The sequence below is a fragment of the Rhodococcus sp. OK302 genome, from assembly GCF_002245895.1.
GTDB lineage: Bacteria > Actinomycetota > Actinomycetes > Mycobacteriales > Mycobacteriaceae > Rhodococcus_F.
Map to the genome: position 1 here is coordinate 2,919,867 of NZ_NPJZ01000001.1, position 23,600 is coordinate 2,943,466.

At 62.9% G+C, this 23,600-nt stretch carries 25 protein-coding genes; 18 read left to right on the forward strand and 7 right to left on the reverse strand.

Going from position 1 to position 23,600, the window contains the following annotated elements; genetic code table 11:
• Positions 1-9 precede the first annotated feature (9 nt).
• Genes BDB13_RS13385 through BDB13_RS13400 form a run of 4 tightly spaced genes read left to right on the forward strand, consistent with a single transcriptional unit; the run spans position 10 to position 3,243 of the window.
• Entirely contained in the window at positions 10-585 is a 576-nt protein-coding gene (locus BDB13_RS13385) for an HdeD family acid-resistance protein (protein ID WP_094272071.1), read from the forward strand.
• Between the two features lie 35 nt (positions 586-620).
• Positions 621-1,190: a PH domain-containing protein gene (locus BDB13_RS13390; protein WP_094272072.1), complete on the forward strand. Its 570-nt coding sequence runs from the start codon at positions 621-623 to the stop codon at positions 1,188-1,190.
• A 37-nt stretch (positions 1,191-1,227) separates the two neighbouring features.
• Positions 1,228-1,908, forward strand: coding sequence for a response regulator transcription factor (locus tag BDB13_RS13395; RefSeq protein WP_094272073.1), 681 nt, complete (start codon positions 1,228-1,230; stop codon positions 1,906-1,908).
• 15 nt (positions 1,909-1,923) lie between these two features.
• Positions 1,924-3,243 carry a sensor histidine kinase gene (locus BDB13_RS13400; protein WP_094272074.1) on the forward strand — a complete coding sequence of 440 codons (1,320 nt, stop codon included), beginning with the start codon at positions 1,924-1,926 and terminating at the stop codon, positions 3,241-3,243.
• A 6-nt stretch (positions 3,244-3,249) separates the two neighbouring features.
• Here BDB13_RS13400 and BDB13_RS13405 read toward each other — a convergent pair whose 3' ends face one another.
• Positions 3,250-3,798: a GtrA family protein gene (locus BDB13_RS13405; protein ID WP_094272075.1), complete on the reverse strand. Its 549-nt coding sequence runs from the start codon at positions 3,796-3,798 to the stop codon at positions 3,250-3,252.
• Positions 3,799-3,919: 121 nt separating this feature from the next.
• On the opposite strand from BDB13_RS13405, the gene BDB13_RS13410 reads away from it, so the two are divergent.
• From BDB13_RS13410 to BDB13_RS13440, 7 genes are all read left to right on the forward strand, one after another.
• Positions 3,920-5,185 (forward strand): 5-(carboxyamino)imidazole ribonucleotide synthase, encoded by a 1,266-nt coding sequence (locus tag BDB13_RS13410; protein ID WP_094272076.1) that lies wholly within the window; start codon positions 3,920-3,922, stop codon positions 5,183-5,185.
• Positions 5,169-5,687: a 5-(carboxyamino)imidazole ribonucleotide mutase gene (purE, locus tag BDB13_RS13415; protein ID WP_094272077.1), complete on the forward strand. Its 519-nt coding sequence runs from the start codon at positions 5,169-5,171 to the stop codon at positions 5,685-5,687. Before BDB13_RS13410 ends, purE begins: the two co-directional genes overlap by 17 nt.
• Positions 5,688-5,695: 8 nt before the next feature.
• Positions 5,696-6,073: a hypothetical protein gene (locus BDB13_RS13420; protein WP_094272078.1), complete on the forward strand. Its 378-nt coding sequence runs from the start codon at positions 5,696-5,698 to the stop codon at positions 6,071-6,073.
• 18 nt (positions 6,074-6,091) lie between these two features.
• Complete coding sequence (locus tag BDB13_RS13425) at positions 6,092-7,273, forward strand: sensor histidine kinase (RefSeq protein WP_094272079.1); 1,182 nt, start codon at positions 6,092-6,094, stop codon at positions 7,271-7,273.
• Between the two features lie 21 nt (positions 7,274-7,294).
• Positions 7,295-7,987 carry a response regulator gene (locus BDB13_RS13430; protein ID WP_094272080.1) on the forward strand — a complete coding sequence of 231 codons (693 nt, stop codon included), beginning with the start codon at positions 7,295-7,297 and terminating at the stop codon, positions 7,985-7,987.
• A 92-nt stretch (positions 7,988-8,079) separates the two neighbouring features.
• On the forward strand, positions 8,080-8,883 hold the full coding sequence (locus tag BDB13_RS13435; protein ID WP_094272081.1) for an ABC transporter ATP-binding protein: 804 nt from the start codon (positions 8,080-8,082) through the stop codon (positions 8,881-8,883).
• The gene (locus BDB13_RS13440; RefSeq protein ID WP_094272082.1) at positions 8,880-11,327 is read left to right on the forward strand and encodes an ABC transporter permease; all 2,448 of its coding nucleotides are present in this window, start codon (positions 8,880-8,882) and stop codon (positions 11,325-11,327) included. Before BDB13_RS13435 ends, BDB13_RS13440 begins: the two co-directional genes overlap by 4 nt.
• A gap of 15 nt (positions 11,328-11,342) precedes the next feature.
• On the opposite strand, the gene BDB13_RS13445 is transcribed toward BDB13_RS13440, so the two are convergent.
• Both BDB13_RS13445 and BDB13_RS13450 read right to left on the reverse strand, forming a co-directional pair.
• Positions 11,343-12,056 carry a TIGR03089 family protein gene (locus BDB13_RS13445; RefSeq protein WP_094272083.1) on the reverse strand — a complete coding sequence of 238 codons (714 nt, stop codon included), beginning with the start codon at positions 12,054-12,056 and terminating at the stop codon, positions 11,343-11,345.
• A gap of 20 nt (positions 12,057-12,076) precedes the next feature.
• Positions 12,077-13,609 (reverse strand): LCP family protein, encoded by a 1,533-nt coding sequence (locus BDB13_RS13450; RefSeq protein ID WP_094272084.1) that lies wholly within the window; start codon positions 13,607-13,609, stop codon positions 12,077-12,079.
• 66 nt (positions 13,610-13,675) lie between these two features.
• Between BDB13_RS13450 and rfbD the strand changes: the two genes are divergently transcribed.
• Genes rfbD through BDB13_RS13470 form a run of 4 tightly spaced genes read left to right on the forward strand, consistent with a single transcriptional unit; the run spans position 13,676 to position 17,373 of the window.
• Complete coding sequence (rfbD, locus tag BDB13_RS13455) at positions 13,676-14,563, forward strand: dTDP-4-dehydrorhamnose reductase (protein ID WP_094272085.1); 888 nt, start codon at positions 13,676-13,678, stop codon at positions 14,561-14,563.
• Positions 14,564-14,573: 10 nt separating this feature from the next.
• Positions 14,574-15,491: a glycosyltransferase family 2 protein gene (locus BDB13_RS13460; RefSeq protein ID WP_094272086.1), complete on the forward strand. Its 918-nt coding sequence runs from the start codon at positions 14,574-14,576 to the stop codon at positions 15,489-15,491.
• Entirely contained in the window at positions 15,488-16,567 is a 1,080-nt protein-coding gene (locus tag BDB13_RS13465; protein WP_094272087.1) for a sugar phosphate nucleotidyltransferase, read from the forward strand. Before BDB13_RS13460 ends, BDB13_RS13465 begins: the two co-directional genes overlap by 4 nt.
• A gap of 32 nt (positions 16,568-16,599) precedes the next feature.
• Positions 16,600-17,373, forward strand: coding sequence for an SGNH/GDSL hydrolase family protein (locus tag BDB13_RS13470; protein ID WP_094272088.1), 774 nt, complete (start codon positions 16,600-16,602; stop codon positions 17,371-17,373).
• On the opposite strand, the gene BDB13_RS13475 is transcribed toward BDB13_RS13470, so the two are convergent.
• From BDB13_RS13475 to cofD, 3 genes are read right to left on the reverse strand one after another with little or no spacing between them, the layout of a single operon-like run.
• A complete protein-coding gene (locus BDB13_RS13475) occupies positions 17,364-17,924 on the reverse strand; it encodes an NUDIX hydrolase (RefSeq protein ID WP_094272089.1) in 561 nt (186 codons plus the stop codon). The genes BDB13_RS13470 and BDB13_RS13475 overlap by 10 nt on opposite strands.
• A complete protein-coding gene (locus BDB13_RS13480; RefSeq protein ID WP_094272090.1) occupies positions 17,921-19,273 on the reverse strand; it encodes a coenzyme F420-0:L-glutamate ligase in 1,353 nt (450 codons plus the stop codon). Before BDB13_RS13480 ends, BDB13_RS13475 begins: the two co-directional genes overlap by 4 nt.
• Positions 19,264-20,256: a 2-phospho-L-lactate transferase gene (gene cofD / locus BDB13_RS13485; protein WP_094272091.1), complete on the reverse strand. Its 993-nt coding sequence runs from the start codon at positions 20,254-20,256 to the stop codon at positions 19,264-19,266. The genes BDB13_RS13480 and cofD overlap by 10 nt, the downstream gene beginning before the upstream one ends.
• A 395-nt stretch (positions 20,257-20,651) precedes the next feature.
• On the opposite strand from cofD, the gene BDB13_RS13490 reads away from it, so the two are divergent.
• Positions 20,652-20,915 (forward strand): WhiB family transcriptional regulator, encoded by a 264-nt coding sequence (locus tag BDB13_RS13490; protein WP_165826358.1) that lies wholly within the window; start codon positions 20,652-20,654, stop codon positions 20,913-20,915.
• Between the two features lie 136 nt (positions 20,916-21,051).
• Here BDB13_RS13490 and BDB13_RS13495 read toward each other — a convergent pair whose 3' ends face one another.
• Positions 21,052-21,540: a metallopeptidase family protein gene (locus BDB13_RS13495; RefSeq protein WP_094272092.1), complete on the reverse strand. Its 489-nt coding sequence runs from the start codon at positions 21,538-21,540 to the stop codon at positions 21,052-21,054.
• Between the two features lie 80 nt (positions 21,541-21,620).
• Here BDB13_RS13495 and BDB13_RS13500 point away from each other — a divergent pair, with 80 nt between their 5' ends.
• Entirely contained in the window at positions 21,621-22,019 is a 399-nt protein-coding gene (locus BDB13_RS13500; RefSeq protein ID WP_169632734.1) for a DUF3499 domain-containing protein, read from the forward strand.
• Positions 22,020-22,156: 137 nt separating this feature from the next.
• A complete protein-coding gene (locus BDB13_RS13505; protein WP_094274894.1) occupies positions 22,157-23,530 on the forward strand; it encodes a phosphomannomutase/phosphoglucomutase in 1,374 nt (457 codons plus the stop codon).
• The last annotated feature ends 70 nt before the right edge of the window (positions 23,531-23,600 follow it).

Below are 23,600 nucleotides of genomic sequence, written 5' to 3' on the forward strand. Positions count from 1 at the left end.
TTTTCGGTTATGACCACACCGATCGTGCTTCCGACCGATTCCGAGATGGCGGAGAGTGCCCGCCGAGTTCTGACCGGGATGACAGTGCTGCTGGGCCTGCTGACGCTCGGCCTAGGTATCGCGGTGCTGGTGTGGCCGAACGCCACACTGTTCGTCGTCGCGGTAGTGATCGCCATCCAACTGTTCGGCTTCGGCATCGTTCAGATCATCCGGTCCTTCGCCGACGTCACAGCAACGGGTGGGACTCGGACTCTCGTCGCAATTTCGGGTGCACTCGCAGTGCTCCTCGGCTTCCTCGTTCTGCGCAGCCCGCTACAGACCGTGGTGCTGATCGCCCTCGTGATCGGCGCGTGGTGGGTATTCCGCGGCGTGCTCGACATCGTCGACGCGGCCAAGGGCGGAACAGTGGATCGTGGACTGTCGATCGTGCTGGGCGTGATCAGCATCGTGGCCGGTGCAATCGTCCTGCTGCAGCCGGAACTGTCCCTCGAGGTGTTCCGCATCGTCGTCGGTGTCTGGATGGTTCTCTACGGCATTATCATCGTCATCACGCCGTTGGTGCTGCGCAAGCTCAGCAAGCCCTGACAGCACTGTCCGGCTGAGGTGGCAGACTGCCACTCATGGGATATCCGGAAGATGCTCTCGCACAAGACGAGGAACTGATCCTGCATCGGCATCCGCATTGGAAGATGTTGGTGCTTCCGGCACTCACCTTTGTCCTGGCGACGGCGGTGGCCGGGTTTCTGCTCGGGCTGACGCAGGATCGGGCGGACGGTACGACGCGAACCGTTCTGTCGATCGCGATCGGTGTCATCTGGCTGGGAGTTGTTCTCTGGCGTTCGGTGGCACCGTTCACGGTCTGGAAGTTCACGCATTTCATCGTCACTGATCGACGAGTCCTCATACGGCACGGCGTTCTGACGCACACCGGTATCGATATTCCGATGGGCCGGATCAGCAACGTCCAGTTTCGGCACGGCCTGATCGATCGAATGCTCAAGACCGGCACTCTCGTGATCGCGTCGGCCAGTGACGATCCGCTCGAATTCGATGACATCCCGGACGTCGAGCAGGTTCACGCGATGCTCTATCACCAGGTTTTCGACTCCACCTTGCAACCGCAGGAACGCAATCGCCCCGACGATCACTACCCGGCCGATCACGACGCGGACGACGAAAACGGCTGGTAATCAACGTGTAAAGGGCCGCAGTACGTACGCTGTTCCTGTGACTGCCGTATTGCTAGCCGAAGACGACGAGGCCATCGCTGCACCGCTTGCCCGAGCATTGGGGCGCGAGGGGTACACGGTAACCGTCGAACAGACCGGGCCCGCTGCACTTCAACAAGCGCTCGAGGGTGATTTCGATCTGTTGATTCTCGATCTCGGCCTGCCCGGAATGGACGGTCTCGAGGTGTGCCGCCAGATTCGTGCACATCGAACGGGGTTGGCGGTACTGATGTTGACCGCTCGAACCGACGAGGTCGATTTTGTCGTCGGTCTCGATGCGGGCGCCGACGACTACGTCGGAAAGCCGTTTCGCCTTGCAGAACTCATGGCTCGTGTTCGAGCACTGCTCCGTCGGCATGGCAGCCGTGAAGACAGCATCGTCGAGGTCGGTGGCATCCGCCTCGAACCGGCGGCTCGGCGCGTTCTGGTCAACGGATCCGAGATCGCTTTGGCCAACAAGGAATACGAACTCCTGCGGGTGCTCCTCGAGCACGCCGGTGAAGTTGTCTCGCGAGATACGATCCTGCGCGAGGTCTGGGGCGACGTCGAACTTCGTGGATCAAAAACTTTGGACATGCACATGTCCTGGCTGCGCCGGAAGATCGGCGACGAGGGACCGGCTGTCGAACGTCGAATCGCCACGGTTCGCGGAGTCGGTTTCCGCATCAACACCGACTAGAACGCGCCTCTGTCGATGCGTCGTCGCATTCTTCAATCGATTCTCGGTGTCGTGATCCTCACGGCTCTGCTCCTCGGCGCTCCACTGATCTACACCGCGTGGTTGTGGGTCGAGGATGTGAGCCGGAGCGACCTGCGTGTCCGCTTGGACCGGATGGCAACCGAGGTGATCGCTCAAGAAGGTGCGAGTGGGGTGGTCGACGGTGCCCTCGACACTGACGCACTGCGGGTGCTCACCCCCAACGACGGCCGTCTCGTGATCGTGTATCCGACGGTGTCGGACGGAGCGACTCGCGTCGATATCGGTGAAACGACGGTGAAAAATCCGCTCGTCGAATCGCTGGCGATGGGATCGTCGGGATCACTGCGTCTCGAGGTTCCGTCGGAGAAATTGCGCACTCAGCAGAAGCAGGCTGTTGCAGCCGTCGGAATTCTTGTCCTCCTCGCAATGACGACCGGCGCTGTTGTTGCCGTTGTGACCGCGCGCCGACTCGCCGACCCGCTGCAAGACGTCGCAGACCGGGCGGCGCGATTGGCAGAAGGCGACTTCCGGCCCGATCCCCGGCGCCACGCCATCCCGGAACTCGACCGGGTTTCCGATGTTCTCGATGCTGCGACCGTCGAAATCGCGGGTCGGTTGCAACGGGAGCGCACGTTGGTCGCTGACGTTTCGCACCAGTTGCGCAGCCGACTCACTGCAGTGCGGTTGCGCCTGGACGAGTTGTCGGTGCACGAGGACCCCGACGTGGTCAACGAGGCCGAAGAAGCCATGGCTCAGGTCGACCGGTTGACGGACGGAATCGACGAGTTGGTCCGGTCGTCGCGAAGCAGCAGTTCTGCGACCAAGAGTGTGTCTGTGGTCGGCGAACTCGAGAGCGTGACGCGCGATTGGCGGCCACAGTTCGAGGACGACGGCCGGAAACTCCTTCTCAGCGGTGACCGGGGTGTGCGCGCGTCGACCACGGGTTCACGTTTGCGGGAAGCAGTCTCGGTCTTGGTCGACAACGCGTATGCGCACGGCGGCGGCAACGCCGCAGTCTCGGTGCGGTTGATCGAGGGAGCGGGTCAACGGGAACCGATGGTGTGTGTCGAGGTGACGGACGAGGGCGAAGGCGTCGACAACAATCTTGCCCCGCACATTTTCGATCGCGGATTCTCCGGAGCCGGCTCGACCGGCGTCGGATTGGCGCTTGCCCGGGCGTTGATCGAAATGGACGGCGGAAGACTCGAACTGCAACGGCGCAAGCCGGCTCTGTTCGCGGTGTTCTTGCCGGTGGCAACGGGACGGGGACAGGAACGACCGCCCGACGTGAGTGTGCTCCGGGAACCGCGCTGAGCGCGATCAGGAGTGGCCGAGTTCCTCTTCTTCTTCGGCTGTCCGTGCATGTTCTTCGGTAATGATCGGGCCGTTCTCGTCCGGGAACACGAACTTACGGAAGCTCCAGAACCGGAAAATCATCTGCAGAAGGTTGCCGATGATGTAGGCGCTGACGAAGTCGGCGATGTTCTCCGTCGCCAAACTGACCTCCGGCACACGGAGATTGAACACGTAACTCGAGATGTACAGCGGAATGAAGCTGATCACCACGCCGATAGCGCTGATGACGAAGAACAACGCCGCCTCATGTGCGGGTTCACGGCCGCCACGGTTCTTGAACGACCACTCCCGGTTGAGGATGTACGACGCGATCACTGCGATCACGCCGGCGATGATCTTTGCGGTGATCGGCTTGGATTCGAGGATCGACAACTTGAGCGTGTAGAAGATGCCCGAGTCGATCAGGAAGGTCGTGCCGCCGACAATCGCGAACTTGATCAGCTCGCTGTGACGCAGAGCGATATCGCGGAACGGCTGGGGTATGCGGGCGATTACCCCGTCGACAAATGGCACAACTGATGAGTTTACGAAACGAAACCGCGTCGCCACCGATTTCGCGTGGAATATCAGCAGAATCACAGATAGGGGTCACTGATTGAACGACCCGCCGCGGCACGTGACAATATTGAGAGCCGTGACCGGCAACAACGCAGATCAGACTCCCGCCCGCCCAACGAGCGCGCGACCGGCAAACGCTTCGATGCCCGTCGTCACCATGATCGGTGGCGGACAGCTGGCCCGAATGACGCACCAGGCAGCGGTGGCTCTCGGCCAGACGCTCCGTGTGCTCTCGGGCACGCCGGGAGAGCCGGCGGCGCAGGTCAGCCCTGATGTCGTCCTCGGTAGCCACGACGATCTCGACGCACTGCGAGCCGCAGCCGTCGGATCCAATGCGCTCACGTTCGATCACGAGCAGGTTCCGACCGAGCACCTCGAGGTGCTGGTCGCCGAGGGCGTCAACGTGCAGCCGCCGCCGCACGCACTCATCTTCGCTCAGGACAAATTGCTGATGCGTCGCAAGCTGGCCGAGTTGGGCGCACCGATTCCCGCGTACGCGGAGGTGACCTGGGCCGAGGACGTCGTACGTTTCGGGGCCGAGCACGGCTGGCCGGTAGTCATCAAGGCAACACGCGGCGGCTACGACGGCCGCGGAGTGTGGATCACCGACGACTCCGACGAAGCCGAGGCGATCGTCTCGGAGCAGTTGGACAAGGGTGTGCCGCTGATCGTCGAGGAAATGGTCTCGATGCGCCGTGAACTGTCGGCAATGGTGGCGCGGTCACCGTTCGGGCAGGGCGCGTCATGGCCCGTCGTGGAGACCGTGCAGCGAAACGGCCAGTGCGCCGTGGTCATCGCACCGGCTCCCGATCTTTCCGACGCAGTGGCAGCAGAAGCCGAGCAGTTGGCGCTGCGGATCGCGTCGGAACTCGGTGTTGTCGGCGCGATGGCAATGGAACTGTTCGAGACCACCGACGGCCGCCTGATTGTCAACGAACTGGCGATGCGTCCGCACAACTCCGGTCACTGGACCATGGACGGTGCTCGCACCTCGCAGTTCGAGCAGCACCTGCGCGCGGTACTCGACTACCCACTCGGAGACACGACACCTCTCGCGCCGGTCACGGTGATGGCAAATGTGTTGGGTGCCCCCGAAGCTCCCGAGATGACGATGGACGAGCGCGTCCACCACCTCTTCGCACGGATGCCGGATGCCAAGATTCACCTGTACGGCAAGAGTGAGCGCAGGGATCGCAAGATCGGACACGTCAACATCGTCGGCGGCGCCGGTTCGATCGACGATCCGAACTATGTTGCCGCAGTTCGGGAACGGGCTGAGCGGGCAGCGCATTGGCTTTCGTATGCAGTTTGGACCGACGGATGGGATGTACACGGTGAGTGAAAGTATGGGCGCACAGGTCGGCCTGATCATGGGCAGTGACTCGGATTGGCCGGTCATGGAGGCTGCAGCCGAAGCGCTCGCCGAGTTCGGAATCCGCTTCGAGGTCGGTGTCGTCTCCGCACACCGCACACCTCAGCGGATGCTCGACTACGCCAAGGATGCAGCGGGCCGCGGCATCAAAGTCATCATCGCCGGAGCCGGCGGGGCGGCGCACCTTCCCGGAATGGTTGCCTCCGCGACACCGTTGCCGGTCATCGGTGTACCGGTTCCCCTGAAGTACCTCGACGGTATGGACTCCCTGCTGTCCATCGTCCAGATGCCGGCCGGTGTGCCGGTGGCGACCGTATCCATCGGCGGCGCTCGCAACGCCGGTCTGCTGGCGGCACGCATTCTCGGATCTTCGGATCCGGCGCTGCAGGCTGCCATGGTGGCTTTCCAGGAAAGCCTCGAAGCGATGGTTCTGGAGAAGGACAAGGCGCTGCGCGACAAGCTGCTGGGCTAGAGATTTTTGTGCCTGAACATCGCGGCCTGCCGCTGATCCGAGCTAGTCGGGGCAGCGCGCAGGCCGCTTTTGTTACGCGACTGGCACTGCTCTACGCCCGACTTCTGGGTGCCGACGTCACATTCGACCCGGAATTCGGCATATTTGTCGCCTCGGGCATGCACCGCGGATTTGCCCGCGGCGGAACAACTCTCGGTGGGGTGTACCTCACGCGTCGCAACATCTCCCGCGCCGTGCTCCGGCACGAAGCTGTTCACGCGGACCAATGGGCAAGGCACGGAATCGTATTCGGGGCAAAATACCTCTACGAGGAACTCCGTCGGCCTGGTCCGCGCAATCGCTTCGAGATCGAGGCAGGACTGGCAGACGGCGGCTACACGCGCTGAGTCGCTACTGTTGGCGGCATGGCTCGCTTTCCGACTAGTGAACGCTTCGTCCGTTGGAGCGCGGATCATGCACGCGGTATCGATATCGGTATCGCAGTCTTGGTTACACTCATCAGTTCGGTGGTGGCCGTAGAAAACGGTCCACTCGCGATACCGATCACCCTGGGCATGACGGTCCCGCTCGCCTGGCGGCGATCCAAGCCCGAACTTTCCGGCATGACAGTTGCGGCTTTTGCTGTCCTACACGTGATCTTTATCGGGAATGCCCTGCTCGGCAGTGCGATCGCAGTGCCGATCTCACTGTATGCGCTGGCTGCGTACGGTGCGCGCTGGAGCAGCCTCACCGGGTTGGGTCTCGCGCTTCTCGGGGCGATCGCGGCGGCGATCCGCTATTTCCGCTACCAAGATATAGCGCTCTCGGCGTTGCTGTTTCAGTGTGCGGCGGTGATGGTCTTCGTTCTTGCTGTGTGGGCGTTCGGCGACTTACGACGCGTCCGTACCAAGCAGTTGGAGGGGCTCACCGAACGCGCGCATCTGCTCGAACTCGAGCGAGCCCAGGAAGCTGAAATCGCCACCATCAGCGAGCGCTCACGAATCGCCCGCGAGATGCACGACATCGTCGCCCACTCGTTGACCGTCGTCATCGCCCAGGCGGACGGTGGACGCTACAGCGCCGCGCAAGATCCCCAGGCGGCGGTCCAGGCGCTCGAAACCATCGCGGCTACGGGTCGGCAGGCGCTGACCGACATGCGAGCACTCTTGTCCGTGCTCCGCGAAGACAGCCCACGAGACTTTGCGGTGATTCCAGGTGTCGGTGACATCGATACCCTGCTCGGTGAATTGACGCGTAGTGGGCTCGACGTCGACGTAACTGTCACCGGAGAACCGCGCGAACTCTCGGCCGGCGCCGGGTTGACCGCGTATCGCATCATGCAGGAATCGCTGACCAATGTTCTCAAGCACGCCGGGCCGGGCGCCCACGCCGCCGTCGAGATGACCTGGACCGAAACCGAACTCGTCCTCGGAATTACCGACGACGGACGCGGCGGCAGTGCTGCATTGGTCGAATCCTCACCTGGTGGGCAAGGCCTGATCGGCATGGCGGAGCGCGCACGCCTGCACGGCGGCACGGTCACGGCGGGCCCGCGGCCCGGCGGTGGATACAGCGTGCGCGGCGTCCTGCCGTACCGGACCGACTAGATGGCCCTTAGGGTGAACGGCATGGACGAACAGGCGAATCCGATCGCAGTGGCGCTGGTCGACGATCAGCAACTGGTCCGCGCCGGCTTCCGAATGGTGATCGACTCCCAACCGGATCTCCACGTTGTACTCGAGGCGTCGGATGGGCAGCAAGCTCTCACGGAACTGGCTACCCGGCGCGTCGACGTCGTGCTCATGGACGTTCAGATGCCGCGCCTGGATGGAATCGAAGCAACGCGGCGGTTGCTGACCAACCCGAACGCTCCGAAAGTGGTGGTGCTCACCACTTTCGACAACGATGAGTACGTCATGTCGGCAATCCGAGCCGGTGCCAGCGGATTCCTCCTCAAGGACGTGCCCCCGGAACAGTTGCTCGATGCCATTCGCACAGTGCACCGCGGTGATGCGGTGATCGAGGCCCGGGCCACGCGGCGGTTGCTCCAGCACGTCGGACCACTTCTGGAAGGTTCGGAGCCCGGAGCGAAGCTGCCGGAAGAGTTAACGCCCCGGGAAGTGGAAGTTCTCGAAGCCATGGCGTACGGATTGTCCAACTCGGAGATTGCTGCCAAATTTCACGTTTCCGAAACGACCGTGAAAACCCATGTGGGACGAGTTCTTTCGAAAACGAAATCTCGAGACCGTGTGCAGGCAGTTGTCTTCGCCTTCCAAGTAGGTTTGGTTCGGCGCGCAGACCTCTTGGGTACTGCAGACTGACCCGGCATCCTCCCCGAGGATGACACCCTCCGGCTGAAGATGGCCCCGCGCTCCGACGCGAACAGCGTCCGCGCTCCCATAGCGTCGACACCATGAATCAGCACAGGGGCAATACGCCTGGAATAGCAGTACCACCGGCGATCACGGCGCGTGGTGTCAGCAAGATTTACGGCACGGGCGAAACAGCCGTGCACGCGCTGGGTGGGATCGACGTCGATTTCGGGCGGGGAATGTTCACGGCGATCATGGGTCCGTCCGGGTCCGGGAAATCGACGCTCATGCATTGTCTTGCCGGTCTTGACACCGTCTCCGGCGGAAGCGTGTTCCTCGGCGATACCGAGGTAACAAAGCTCGGGGATACCGAACTGACCGAATTGCGGCGTGAGCGTATAAGTTTCGTGTTCCAGGCCTTCAATCTGCTGCCGGTGATCTCGGCTCGGGAGAACATGCTGCTGCCCATGAAGTTGGCTGGGAGTGAGCCTGCGCCGGAGTGGATGGACGAAGTGGTCACCCGACTCGGGTTGACCCATCGCCTCGATCATCTGCCGCACGAACTCTCGGGCGGCCAGCAGCAGCGCGTCGCAGTGGCGCGGGCACTACTGCCGGCGCCGGACGTAATCTTTGCGGACGAGCCGACCGGAAATCTTGATTCACGCTCGGGGACAGAGGTTCTCGGACTATTGCGTACCGCAGTACGTGAGAGCGGGCAGACCGTCGTGATGGTGACTCACGATCCCTTGGCCGCATCGTATGCCGATCGAGTGGTATTGATAGCCGACGGTCGTATCGCCGGTGAAATCTTGCGCCCCACCGTCGATTCCGTGATCGGCGCGATGCGTGCTCTCGGTGCCGACGACCTGACGGATATGCCGGAAACCGCGAGCGTGCTGCGATGAGGGGATTGGCAATTGCGCAGGCCAGGGCGCACGCGGGCCGCTATGTAGCATCGATCGTGGCAGTGGTGATCGCGGTCGGGTATATCGTCGCGACCCTGACACTGAGTTCCACGGTGGATGCGAGTATCAGTAAATCCCTTGCCTCCCAGTACGAAACGACGGACGCAGTTGCTTCCGGGCCGGGAGTGAGCGTTGCCCTCCTGGAGTCGGTTCCGGGGGTGCGCGCAGTCGCCGAGGACGTGTCGGGCTCGGTCCGCGTGGTTTCCGCAGCCACGGGTGCCGCGTACGGTGAGGCCCTCTCGGTTGCACCCAGCGCGGAACTGCGGTGGGAGAAACTCGCCGAGGGTGTTGTGCCCACCGGGCCGGGACAGGCGCTGGTGAGTGCCGACTCGGGGATTCCCGTGGGCGCCGATGTCACGGTGACAGCGGCTAACTCGACCGATGCAGCTACTTCGACCGCGCGAGTTGTCGGACTGGTGGACCTCGAGGGATCGGCGCAACGTCTCGGTGGAATGAAGGTATTTGCGACACCCGAGCAGGTGAGCTTGTGGGCCGGAGAATCCGCGACCCGTGAGTTTCGTATCGCGGGTGACGGTTCGGGGACTTCGGCGGACCTCGTCGATCGTGTGTCGAGCGCTCTGCCGGCCGGATCGACGGCGATCTCCGGGGAGTCCGCTATCGAAGCAGCTGCTGCCCAGTATCTGGGCGGCACGGACATACTCAGCACGGTGTTGCTTGCATTCGGTGCCATCGCGGTAGTTGTTGCGGCACTCGTCATTGCGAATACATTTGCTGTTCTGCTTGCCGCTCGCACTCAGGAGCTTGCGTTGCTGCGGTGCATCGGAGCAACGGCCAAACAGGTTCGCCGGAGCATCCGCGCCGAAGCTGCTGTCGTCGGCGTGATCGCCTCGGTCATCGGGGTGGGACTCGGCATCGGTCTGGCATGGTTGATCGGGGCCGTTGCCACCGCTGCTGACGTGCCTGTGCCGCTCTCCACACTCAGTGTCACGCCGGTGACGGTACTGGTCGGTCTCGCCGTCGGAATCGTGATGACCATGGTGGCTGCCTCGGCTCCGGGACGCGCAGCTACAAGGCTTTCGCCGATGGCTGCCCTTGCGCCCCTGGAGTCGAAGCCGGAACGTGTTCAAGATTCCGTCGTGCGCCGTGTGCTGGGAATTGCGGCGCTCCTCGCCGGAATTGCGATGACTGTCCTGGGTGTCAGTGGGCAGCAGGTGCTGCCGGCAACGATCGGCGGGTTGCTCTCGTTCCTGGGGATCGCAGCTTTGGCAGGGCGGATCGTTCCCGCGCTGGTCAACAAGGCCGGCGGATTGCTGGCGCGTGCGATTGGTCCGGTCGGTGGCCTTGCTGCTGGTAACGCCGGCCGCAATCCGCGTCGAACATCTGCTACCGCAGTGGCATTGCTGATCGGTGTCGCGCTGACGAGCACCCTGGTTGTCGGGATCGCCACCGTCAAAGCTGCTGCGCCCGGAGCCATGGACAGTCAGTTCCCGGTCGACGTGATGGTGAGCGGTTCGGGTTCTGCGCCCCTGCCCGACGCGCTCGGTACCGGCATCGGTCAGGTCGACGGTGTGCGCGCGGTGGCGGGACTGGAAGACGCCGACCTGGTTCTCGACGGGCATGGAGATTTGCCAGGTTACGGAGTTGATGCGGCACAGGTGAAAGACGTTTTGCGCACCGACATTTCGGTACCAGGTCCGGGACAATTGGTTCTCTCGCCGAGCACGCTGACCGACTTCGGACTGGGCGCCGGCGACACTGCAACGGTGCGCGGCGATCGTGGGAGTATCAATCTCAGCGTCGTCGAGGGTGTGAAAGGTCAACCGGCCCTGCTGGATCGGGGGGACCTCGCCGCGGCCGCCACGTTGCCGGCCACTGATGCGTACTGGGTCAGGCTCGATACCGAGACCGACGATCAAGCTCTCGCAACTACCGATCGCATCATCGAACTGGCTCGCCAGGAAGCGCCGGGCAGCGATGTTCAAGGCATGACCGAAATGCGTTCGACACTCGATTCGATCCTCGACACGATGCTCATGGTGGTTGCGGGATTGCTGTCGGTCGCGGTCCTGATCGCGCTCATCGGCGTCGGAAACACGATGGCGCTCTCGGTCCTCGAACGACGACGCGAATCCGGGCTGCTGCGAGCACTCGGCATGACCAAGAAGGGAATTCGGGCAATGCTGATCTGGGAAGCTCTACTCGTAGCGGGAGTCGCGTCGGTGATCGGAGTTGTCTTCGGTCTGGTGTTCGGCGTCGCGGGGACAGCGTCGGTGTTCGGGATCGACGACATCGCCCTGGGCGCGGTTCCCTGGGTGCAGTTGGTGGCAATTACGTTGATCGGTGGGATCTGCGGAGTGATCGCGTCACTGCTGCCGGCTCGCCGCGCCGGCATGGTCTCGCCGGTCAGGGCGCTTGCCGGTTGATCGACCCTCGTTGAATCAGAACAGCTTCGTGACCTTTTCGGTGCCCACTCGGCGCGCGGTAGCTTCCGCGTCCGGGTGGGCCACCTGCACGAGGGAAGCACCGGCGGCGAAGACGGCCAGTAGTCCGTCGATGAGTTCTTGCGCTGAATCCCACGCCTGACTCGACAGCACTCGGTCCGCGGAGGTGAGCTCGCGAGCAATCGCAGATTCCTGTGCCGCCAGCAGTGTTTCCGCAACGGTTCGGCCTTCCAGCGCCGATCCGGCTCCGGCGCTGCGGAATTGATCGCCGTGTACGCGAATGGATGTGGCGTAGTCCGCAACTCCGATCGGCAGGTCACTCAATCCTTTTCCGAAAGCGTCGAGCGAGAGAGCCGCAACCTCGGGCACATCAGCCACGTCGTCGAGGCGGTCCTCCGTGACAAAAGCGAGTTCGGCATCAGAATCGGGGGAGAGGACAACCTCGCACCCGGCCCACCACACACCGAGCAGCACGGCAACACTCTGCCAGTGTGCGGGCAGCAGCACGGCGACCTTCGCGCCCGGATCGAGAGAGAACTCGTCAACCACCATGTTCGCGGTCTTGGCCGCCCAGTTCATCAAGGTGCTCGCCGAGAGTTCGATGCGTTCGCCGTTCGCGTCGTCGTAGTACGTGATCCGCGGGCCCGCCGAGTCGGCAGCCAGGATCGGTCCGAGGAGCGCGTCGGTCAGGTTGTCGGCAGGTGAAGGCATCCGGTCAGTTTACGCAGTGGTCAGTTGACACACCGAGGCCCGCTGGATGCCGCGTCGATCGGCGGGCCGGGGGGAGCGGGCGTCGGACTGGTCTCGGTCGTACTCGCAGAGTTCGACGTGGTGGAGGAGTCGGAATCGCTCGGCGACACGGAGTCTGCGGATTGCGGTCCGGAGTAACCCGCGGCGAGAACCACGCGAACTGTGTTCGACGACAACGAGGAATCTGCTTTCACCGTCAGACCGCCGAGGGCGTCGGCGACAGCGAGTGCGGCGTCGTCGTCGGCGGACTTCGAGAAGACCGTGGATTCGGAGACACTTGCACCGGTGTTGTTACCGACCTTGCCCTCCTTGTATCCGAGCGCGCTCAGTGCCTCGGAGACGCCGCTCGCAAGTCCGGCGGTGTCACTCGCATTGGCGACGTCGACCGTGAACTTGGAAGCATTGACAGTCGGTGCTGACGTCGTGGTTTCCTCGGTCGGGGCGTCCTCCCCGACCAGGCTCGCGATGTACTTCTTCACATCCTTCGGATCGACCTTGACGATGGACTCGCCGTAGTCGGTCATCCCGTTGATGTCGAGCACGGGGATCGTCTCGAACTGAACTTTGCCGCCCGCGAGATTCTGTAGTTGCTTGGCGAATTCGATGATGTCCCAATCGTCGTCGATGACAACCGAGCGTTCGACGGCGTTGGTCAACGAACCGAGTTTGCCGGGATCGCTCAGTGTTTTCGCGCTCAGGACCTTGCTGACGAGGGAGGCCATGAAGACCTGCTGACGGACGATGCGATCGAGGTCGCCGCGGGGGAGATCGTGGCGTTGCCGCACGAAGCTGAGGGCATCGGATCCGTCGAGAGTTTGTTCACCGGCCGGAAAGTTGGCGCCCGACATCGGTTCGTCCACCGCCGCGTTGAGGCAGACGTTGACGCCGCCGACGGCATCGGTCAGGAGGACAAATCCGAGCAGGCCGATCTCGGCGTAATGGTCGACAGTGATGCCCGTCAGGTTCGAGACGGACTTGATCAGCGCGGTGCGGCCCGCTTCGGTGGATTTGCGATCGGCATCCGAATCGCTGGCACCGTTGTTGACCAGACGCAGTCGCTCGGTCTCCTTGGTTGCGCCGAAGGCGCCGTTGATCTTCGACATACCGATGCCGGGGACGTTGACGTAGGCGTCGCGCGGAATGGAGATCGCGGTGGCGGAACTGCCGTCGTTGGGAACGCGAATCAAGATGATGGTGTCGGTGTTGGACGCGACTTCCTCGCCGGCACGCAACGAGTCCAACTCTTTCTGGGTGAGCGGATTTCCATGCGCATCGGTTCGACTGTCGGTTCCCACCATCAGGATGTCGATGGCACCGTCCTTGCCGCCGCCCAAACCGAGGCCGCTCGCGGTGGCGAGACTGTTGCGTAGGGAGTCCACTCCGCGCCAGGCGAAACCGGTCACCAGCAACACCAGAACGGACACCACGGCGACAGCTATCCGTCCGGGGCTCGTCTTCTGCCGAGCAGGCGCAGGTCGTGGACGTGCGCGGCGTTGTGGTTGCTGGTGTGACACCCTCCCAGGTTACTGGTCTCCTCGCGCGTCGCCGGTACCTCGACGCGGCGTGCCAAACTGAACGGTGTGACGAACATCCTGCTCACCGGCGCCCGCGGACAACTCGGAACACGCATCGAAAGGCTGGCTCGTTCGGCGGGTCTCGACATTGCAGCATTCGATTCGGCGCAGTGGGATATCGCAGACCTCAGCGAGGTCGAGCGGATCATGAGCTCGAACGACGTGACGCCGAACAGTGTGGTGATCAACTGCGCCGCCTACACAGGGGTAGATGCCGCGGAGTCCGACGAGGCGGCAGCTACCCGAGTCAATGCGGTCGGACCGGGCAACCTTGCCGGTGCCTGTGCACGCGTCGGCGCACGGCTCATCCACGTATCCACCGACTACGTCTTCCCCGGCGACGCACACACCCCCTACGAGAGCGACGCACCGACCGGCCCGTCGACTGTCTACGGCCGGACCAAGCTGGCCGGTGAGGAGGCAGTGCGGGAGTCCAGGGCCGATTCTGCGATTGTTCGAACCGCCTGGGTGTACTCGGGAGAGCCCGGCGATTTTGTCGGCACTATGCGCAGGCTCGAAGCCGAGCGTGAGTTCGTCGACGTCGTCGACGACCAGATCGGTTCACCCACCTACAGCCTCGATCTTGCGGCCGGACTGCTCGAACTCGCCGCCCGACCCTTCACCGGCAGCACGACGCTGCATGCCACCAATGCCGGGCAGGCGAGTTGGTTCGACCTGGCTCGCGCGGTGTTCGAGGAGATCGGTGCCGACCCTAACCGGGTCCGCCCGTGCAGCAGCGCGCAATTCGTCCGCCCCGCCCCGCGCCCGGCGTATTCGGTCCTGTCCGGTCACGCGTGGGCGGCGGCCGGACTGAGCCCGTTGCGTCCGTGGCGTGAGGCGCTTCACGACGCTCTGGAGCGCTCACAGTTCGGGCGGAGCGCTGCGGGCGGCTAGGCTGACCGGCGTGAGTCCCAAGCTGGCCGTGGTAACGGTGACCTACTCGCCAGGCGAGCATCTCGAGAACTTTTTGAGCACACTCGCTGTGGCGACGACAGAAAAACCCCAGGTCATCATGGCCGACAATGGGTCGACCGACGGTGCCCCCGAGGCAGCCGACGCGAAGTACGAGCACGTCCGTTTGCTCCGTACGGGTGGAAATATCGGTTACGGCGGTGCCATAAATCGGGCCGTCGCGGAGATCGATCCTGCGATCGAATTCCTCGTTATTTCCAATCCGGACGTCCAATGGGCACCCGGTTCACTCGACAAATTGGTTGCCGCGGCAGATCGGTGGCCAAGGGCCGGTGCGCTCGGGCCCAAGGTCCTCGAACTCGACGGCAGTGTCTATCCGTCAGCGCGAGCGGTTCCCGACATCGCCTCCGGCGCGGGGCACGCAATTCTGGGAACTGTGTGGCCGAAGAATCCGTGGACCACTCGATACCGCCAGGAAAACGAGGCTCTGACCGAGCGGGCCGTCGGCTGGCTGTCCGGCTCGTGCCTGTTGGTTCGTCGGGACGCGTTCGACGCCATCTCCGGATTCGACTCCCGCTACTTCATGTACATGGAAGATGTCGATTTCGGTGATCGTCTCGGAAAAGCCGGGTGGCTCAACGTTTTTGTGCCCTCCGCTGAGGTGACTCACGCGAAAGGGCATGCGGCCGGGCGCCATCCGGAGTTGATGTTGCCGGCGCACCACCGCAGCGCCTACCGCTTCCAAGCGGACCGTCATCCACACTGGTGGCAGGCGCCGCTGCGTCTGGCCCTACGCGGCGGACTGGCCGTGCGATCCAAGATCGCCGTGGCATCCGCAGTACGTGCGCGCAGTCGCACCGAAAACTCGACCGACAACACTTCAGTTTCGAATCACGGGGGACAACGATGACCGAGCCGAATCCGACCGACGCCGTAATCCTGGTAGGAGGCAAGGGCACTCGTCTGCGCCCGCTGACCTTGTCGGCGCCCAAACCGATGCTGCCGACTGCAGGCTTGCCGTTTCTGACGCACCTTCTTGCACGGATCGAAGCCGCCGGCATCAAGCATGTCGTGCTCGGTACCTCGTTCAAAGCGGAGGTGTTCGAGGACTACTTCGGCGACGGTTCCAAAATGGGGCTCGAGATCGACTACGTCTTCGAAACCGAACCGCTCGGAACCGGCGGCGGCATTCGTAACGTCCTCCCGAAACTGCGCGGCGACAACATCATGGTGTTCAACGGCGACGTGCTCGGCGGCACAGACTTGAACGCGATTCTCGACACCCACGCCAAGACAGAAGCAGATGTGACTCTGCACCTCGTCCGTGTCGGCGATCCGCGTGCATTCGGTTGCGTTCCCACGGACGACAACGGCCGGGTATCCGCGTTCTTGGAGAAGACGCAGGATCCGCCCACCGATCAGATCAATGCCGGTTGCTACGTCTTCAAGCGCGAGATCATCGAACAGATTCCCGCGGGACGCCCCGTATCCGTCGAGCGTGAGGTTTTCCCCGCGCTGTTGTCCGAGGGCAAGCGCGTCTTCGGCCACGTGGACTCGTCGTACTGGCGTGACATGGGTACCCCGGAAGACTTCGTTCGTGGTTCCGCGGACCTGGTGCGCGGTATCGCACCGTCGCCCGCTCTCGACGGCCCACGCGGTGAGTCCCTCGTGCATCCGGGCGCCGGCGTTGCTCCCGGTGCCGTGCTGATCGGCGGCACGGTTGTCGGCCGCGGCGCAGAAGTAGGCGCCGGTGCGCGCCTGGACGGCGCCATTCTGTTCGACGGCGCCGTGGTCGAGGCAGGAGCGACGGTGGAACGCTCCATCATCGGGTTCGGTGCCCGGATCGGGCCCCGCGCGCTGGTCCGTGACGCTGTGATCGGTGACGGCGCCGATGTCGGTGCTCGTTGTGAGCTGCTCCGCGGTGCCCGAGTATGGCCGGGTGTGACACTGCCGGACGGCGGCGTGCGTTTCAGCACAGATGTGTGATTGTTGAGCTTCGCAACTGGAATACTGGTGGGATGACTTCATTTCCGAGCCGGTACGTCGCTCTCGGTGATTCGTTCACCGAGGGCGTCGGCGATGCAGACGAGCGCTTTCCCAACGGCTTACGAGGTTGGGCTGACCGCGTCGCCGAGCAGTTGGCAAGTGGCAATCCCGAGTTCCGCTACGCCAACCTCGCTGTCCGTGGCCGTTTGCTCGGTCCGATCATCGAAGAGCAGCTTGCGCCGGCGCTGGCACTGAAGCCGGATCTGGTGTCGATCTACGCCGGCGGAAACGACATGATGCGTCCGAAGTTGGATCTCGACGCGTTGGTCGATCGCTACGACACCGCGATAGCGCAGCTCACGGAATCCGGTGCACGCGTGCTGATCTTCACCGCCTACGACACGGGATGGTCGGCGTTCTTCGGCAAACTTCGTGGCCGCATGGCGATCTACAACGAATTGGTTCGTGAAGTAGCAGACCGTCACGGCGCGACCATCGTCGACTTCTGGCGGTTCGACGAATACCAAGACTTGCGAATGTGGGACTTCGACCGGCTACATATGTCGCCGGCCGGCCATCAGAACATGGCCACACATGTCTTGGACGCGATCGGTGTCGACCACAACCTCACCCCGCCGGATCTCGGTCCCGCACCGGTTCTGTCCAAAGCGGAGTCCCGGGCCGAAGACCGTGCGTGGACCCGAGAGTTCTTGGTGCCGTGGGTAGCTCGACGCGTCAAGGGAACTTCTTCCGGTGACGGCGTCAGCGCCAAGCGCCCGGAACTTGCTCCAGCCTTTCAGGCCTGACCCAGGCGAGTGCGGGCCAGTGCGACCAAATGGTCGATGGTCTCGCGTTCCGCTGACTCCGGGAGTGCGTCGACGGGCCACCACCTCAGGTCCGTCGACTCTTCACTGCGCACGATCGGCGAATTGTCCGGTGCCACAACAAGAAATCTCAGGTCGAGGTGCCGCGTCGGAACACCCAGCGAGCAGGTGATCGGATGAGTGTGCGCCGAGAGTAGTTCAGGATCGATGCGGAGATCGTGGATGCCGGATTCTTCGCGGGCCTCGCGCAAAGCCGAGTCGACCACGCTGTTGTCTTCCGGTTCACAATGCCCGCCGAGTTGGATCCACCGACCCACTCGCGGATGCAGAGTCAGCAAGACGTGCCGACCACTCTCGTCGAGAATCAACGACGACGCGGTGATGTGCCCGGGTGCATGGCGACGCAGGCAACCGTCAGGTGCCGAATCGAGAAACGCCAACATGGTGTGCCGCAAGGACTCATCGTGCTCGGAGGGCGTAATCCAGCTCTCCAGAACACTTGTGGCGGACGCGTGCAGGGTTTCGGAGCTCACAGCTCAACCACGGCGTCGCCCGGTGCGGAAGCCTCACGCACCGTGAGCGGTTCGAGGGGATGGCCGATGGCAACAGCGCCGAGTGGCTGCCAATCCGCGGGAAGCCCCAACAGTTCTCGTACCGCATCGGCCGCGAAAATCGTCGAACCGATCCAGCAACTCCCGACCTCGCGAGTCGCGAGTGCAACCAGCAATCCCTGCACCGCCGCTCCCGCAGCAACCGTGAACATCGTGGACTCGGCAGCGCTACGACGGTCATCGGGATAACTGTGCGCACCATCGGGGACACAGAACGGGATGACCACTTCGGGGGCGTCGAAAAGGATGTTGCCGCGCGCGACGCGGGCCCGGATCGATTCCTCGCTCCGTCCGTCGGCGCGCAGATCCGCAGCCCAGAGTTCACGCAACGCATCGAGCAATTGCGCGCGAATTTCCTTGGTGCGCAACCACACAAATCGAACCGGGCGGGTGTGGTGCGGCGCCGGAGCCGTGAGTGCCTCGGCGATGGACGCGCGAATGAGTTCGGCGTCGACCGATTCCTCGGTGAACTGACGAACGGAACGTCGGAGAAGCAGCGCCTGGCCGCGGCCCATTGCCGTGGCTTCCGCGGTGCCGAGCCAGAACAGATCCTCGGGCCCGCGGCGGATGAGGTCTTGACCGGTGGAACCGTCGTCCTCGAAGCGCAAGCCGCGTACGACCGCCACGGGTACTCCGCCGAGTTTGCCCTTGACCAGATCGCCGGCTGCCGCAATTTCGTCGGCTACGGCGATCTCGGTGACCACAAGGTCGTTGCCCTGACTGTCCTGCGCACCGAGGTACCCGTGCAGAACGGGAATACCCGCGGAGCCGATGGCCGCGTCGGTCTGCCCGTTGCGCCACGCACGACCCATCGTGTCGGTGATCACGACAGCCACGGACTTGCCGGTGCTCGTGAATATCCGCGCACGCAGCGATGCGGCACTGGCATCCGGATCCACTGGCAGTAGCGCCAATTCCGCACCGTCGACATTGGAGCCGTCGATGCCTGACGCGGCTTGGACGATCCCGAGCTTGTTCTCGGTGATGAGGGTTCGGCCCTTGCGTGCGACGACGCGTACGGCTTCCTGATCGACGAGAATGCGTCGGGCGGCGTCGCGTTCTTCGGGGTCGGTCGGAGAGGCGACAATCCGACCTTCGACCTTCGAGAACACCTTGCTCGTCACGACAAGTACGTCACCGTCTTCGAGCCAGGGTGTAGCCGCAATGAGCGCGGCAGCCAAGTCGTCTCCCGGCCGAAATTCCGGAAGTCCCGGTACCGGAATCACTTCGATGGCTGCGCCGGGGGAGTGATCAGCGACAGTCACAGTGATACCCCGACGATGTCGAAGGCAGTCCGGACCATGTCCGCGGTCGCTGCGGGCGACGTCATGATCAGGGGGATGCTGCGCACGTCCACTCCGTCGACGGTGGCAGCGTCACCTTCGTCGATCAACCAGCCGTCGAGAATGCCGTTGATCGACCGCGCGCCGTAATGGCGACCGATCGCTTCGGACGTGGTTTCGACGCCGATGACCTCGAGGCATTCGTCGGCCATGCCACGCAACGGTTTTCCGGCGATCACCGGGGAGAGTCCGATCACCTTTGCCGACGTTGTACGTAGTGCGCCGCGGATGCCGGGGACGGCGAGAATCGCGCCGACGCTCACCACCGGGTTGGAGGGAGCGATCAAGACGATGTCCGCGTTCTCGATCGCCTCGATCACGCCTGGAGCCGGCTTGGCCTGCTCGGCGCCGACGTGCGCGAAACTGTGTGTGGGGACCTGGGCACGATGACGTACCCACCATTCCTGGAAGTGGATTGCCTTCTGCTCACCGTCTTCGGGGTCGGTGATGACGACGTGCGTCTCACTGCGGTCGTCGCTGACGGGAATGAGATCGACTCCCGGATTCCAGCGATTGCACAGTGCCTCCGTGATTGCCGAAAGTGGATATCCGGTTCGCAACATCTGGCTTCGAATCAAATGCGTGGCAATATCTCGATCGCCGAGGCCGAACCAATCGGGCTTTGCGCCGTAGGCGGCAAGCTCTTCTTTTGCGTTCCAACTCTCACCGGCATGACCCCATCCGCGCTCGGTGTCGATACCACCGCCAAGGGTGTACATGCAGGTATCGAGGTCGGGGCAGATGCGCAGCCCGTGCATCCAGACGTCGTCGCCGACGTTGACAACCGCCGTGATCCGATGCGGGCCTTCATATTTATCGAGCGTTTCGCCACCAGAGATACCGAGCGCATGTTGCACTCCTTGGAGGAAACGAGCTCCACCGACACCGCCAACCAACACAGTCACGTTCACTTGACAAAGACTAGGCGGTGCTCGGTTTGTCGTGACCGCTGGGCAGTAGGTCGGATGCAAATATCGGGCCGGAATACTAATGGATTGATATCGATTAGCTTGACCGCGACACGCTGGACGTGTGTAATCTCAAATGTGTCATTCCACCGTTGCTACCGAGATCGCCTGCAGCGGGACCAGATTCGAACGTAGTTTCGAATGGTCAACGGGGTGGGGTTGAATAATGGAGTGAAATTCTGCGCTATTACAGGTGAGGAGGCGGAACGGTGCCCAATGAAAATGTCGAGATCAGTTCTCTCGCAATGACAGTGAGCTACGAACCGCAGACCGATTCCCGATCGGGCGCAGCAGATGGTGCCTGCAGCAGTGGTTTCGAAGCAGTGAGTACTCGGCCCGTGCTGAGTCTCGTGACTGGATTCGAGGAACTGTTCGACACCATCGAGGATCAGTGGCAGGAGCGCGCACTGTGTGCGCAAACCGATCCCGAAGCGTTCTTCCCCGAAAAGGGTGGATCGACTCGGGAAGCCAAGAGAATCTGCCTCGGCTGTGAGGTTCGTGACGAGTGCCTCGATTACGCACTCGCCAATGACGAACGATTCGGTATCTGGGGAGGGTTGTCGGAGCGCGAGCGTCGACGCCTAAAGCGGGGGATCATCTGATCTTCTGCTGAATCGGTTCCGTCAGCGTCGGGGCTGACGGAGGGTCTGCGAAGTCTGACCTGCAACGGGGAATTGCAGGTCGTACACAGACTTTCTGTTTTTATGATGCTCGGCTTTTATCAAGTTCAGTATTCAATTAATCTTCGTCAGGCAGTGTCGGGTCGATCACCTGTGGGTCTACTCCGAGAAACGTACTGACCTGCTGCACTAACACGTCGTGGACCAAATCCGTGAGTTCATCCGGATTCTTGGCACGCTGCTCCAGCGGCCGACGGAACAATACAATTCGCGCTCGCGTCGTTTTTCCGTAGCGATCGATGCCGGCCGGAATCAATCGCGAGAGCGGTACCGGTCCGTCTGCGACAACTTCCGGCGGCCAGGTCACCGACTCGGGATCGCGGGCGAAAATCTTCGGAACCTCGTCCACTGCGATATCGAGTTTCTTGAGTCGGTCGTGCCAGGCGCTGTCGACCGGTGCAAAGGCATCCATCACCAGTAGGTCGAACTTCTCCGCTCGGGTTCGGCGAGCGGGAACCTCCGGTGGAAGCAAAGGTCCGCGCAGTCCTCGTCCCCGCCGCTCGATCGAACGGGTGGTCACCGAGCGTCTGCGGGGGGAGCGTGGCATGCCGTCGAGATTACGACAGTCGAACCCGCCCGGTGTGTCCGAGTAGGTTCCGGCAGCGGGGAGGACTAGGCTCCGTACCTGTGAGATCTCTGCGTCGCTGCTGCCGCCCCGGGTGCAAGAACCCCGCCGTCGCGACGTTGACGTATGTCTACTCGGATTCCACCGCTGTCGTAGGTCCGCTGGCTACTGTCGCGGAACCGCACTCGTGGGATCTGTGTGACAACCATGCGTCGCGTATCACGGTCCCCAAGGGCTGGGAAATGGTCCGGTACGAGGGAGGATTCTCCTCGAGTACCCCGGATGAGGATGACTTGACCGCCCTGGCGGAAGCCGTTCGTGAGGCCGGTTTCGGCGACCGAAACAAGGGTCGTGAGGATTCCGGCGCTTCGCCGAACGAGGACGTCCGTTCCATCGTTCCCACCGCAGCCCGCACCGGGCGCCGAGGGCACCTGCGCGTCCTTCCGGACCCGTCTGCCTGACCTGAGTTGACTGCCTGACCCGAGGCGACTGCCTGCATGACAAGAAATTGTCCTGCGTGAAGCATTAGGCTTGCTCACAACTTTCAGCGTCCCACGGACAGATCCGTCGGGATGCGCATACGAGGAGAATGAATTCAGTGGTGCGAACAGCCGAGTCGGTTGCTGCAATCATCAAGGCGTACGACGTCCGTGGTGTAGTCGGCGAGCAGATCGACGAAGATTTTGTGCGCGATGTCGGCGCTTCGTTTGCACGTCTGGTCCGCGACGAAGCCGGCGCAGCTACCACCGTCGTGATCGGTCACGACATGCGTGCATCCTCGCCGTCCTTGTCTGCTGCTTTCGCGGACGGTGTCGTCGCGCAGGGACTCGATGTCGTCCATATCGGACTGGCGTCCACCGACGAGCTGTATTTTGCCTCCGGATTGTTGAACTGCCCGGGTGCGATGTTCACTGCGAGCCACAACCCGGCCAAGTACAACGGAATCAAGCTGTGCCGCGCCGGTGCCAAGCCTGTCGGCCAGGACACCGGTCTGGCAGTCATCTCGGCCGAGGTTGTTTCCGGCGTTCCCGAGTTCGACGGTCCGGCAGGGCTGGTCAGCAGTCAGGATGTGCTCGAGGAGTACGCGAGTTACCTGCGCGGACTGGTAGACCTCTCCGAAATGCGTGAGATGAAAGTTGCCGTCGACGCGGGCAACGGTATGGGTGGGCACACCGCCCCCGCTGTATTCGGACCGATGCCTCTCGACGTCGCACCCCTGTACTTCGAACTCGACGGCACGTTCCCGAACCACGAGGCGAACCCGCTCGATCCGGCCAACCTCGTGGACCTGCAGGCGTATGTCCGTGAGACGGGAGCCGATCTCGGTCTCGCTTTCGACGGCGACGCCGATCGATGCTTCGTCGTCGACGAGAAGGGCGACCCGGTGTCACCGTCCGCAGTGACCGCGCTTGTCGCCAAGCGCGAGTTGGCCAAGGAACCCGGCGCCTCGATCATCCACAACCTCATCACGTCAGCGGCGGTGCCCGAACTGGTCATCGAGTTGGGTGGAGTGCCGATTCGTACTCGGGTGGGCCATTCGTTCATCAAGCAGGAGATGGCCGACACCGGCGCAATCTTCGGCGGCGAGCATTCCGCTCACTACTACTTCCGCGAGTTCTGGGGTGCAGACTCCGGCATGCTGGCCGCACTGCACGTCCTCGCAGCACTCGGCGAGCAGGACCGACCGCTGTCGGAACTTATGGCCGAGTACACCCGCTACAGCGCTTCCGGTGAAATCAACTCCACCGTCGCGGACGCTGCCGATTGCACCGCTGCCGTTATTGCAGCCTTCGCCGATCGCACCGAATCCGTTGATCGCTTGGACGGCGTAACGGTCAACCTGTCCGGTAAGGCCTGGTTCAACCTGCGCGCATCCAACACCGAACCGTTGCTCCGACTCAACGTCGAAGCGCCGACGCAAGCAGATGTCGACGCGTTGGTCGGCGAGATCTTGGCGATCGTGCGCGGCTGAGAAGGTATCTGCTCGATTGGTTTGTCGGCGCATCGACTTACCTGGGATAGTTGGGGGACTATCCCGCACG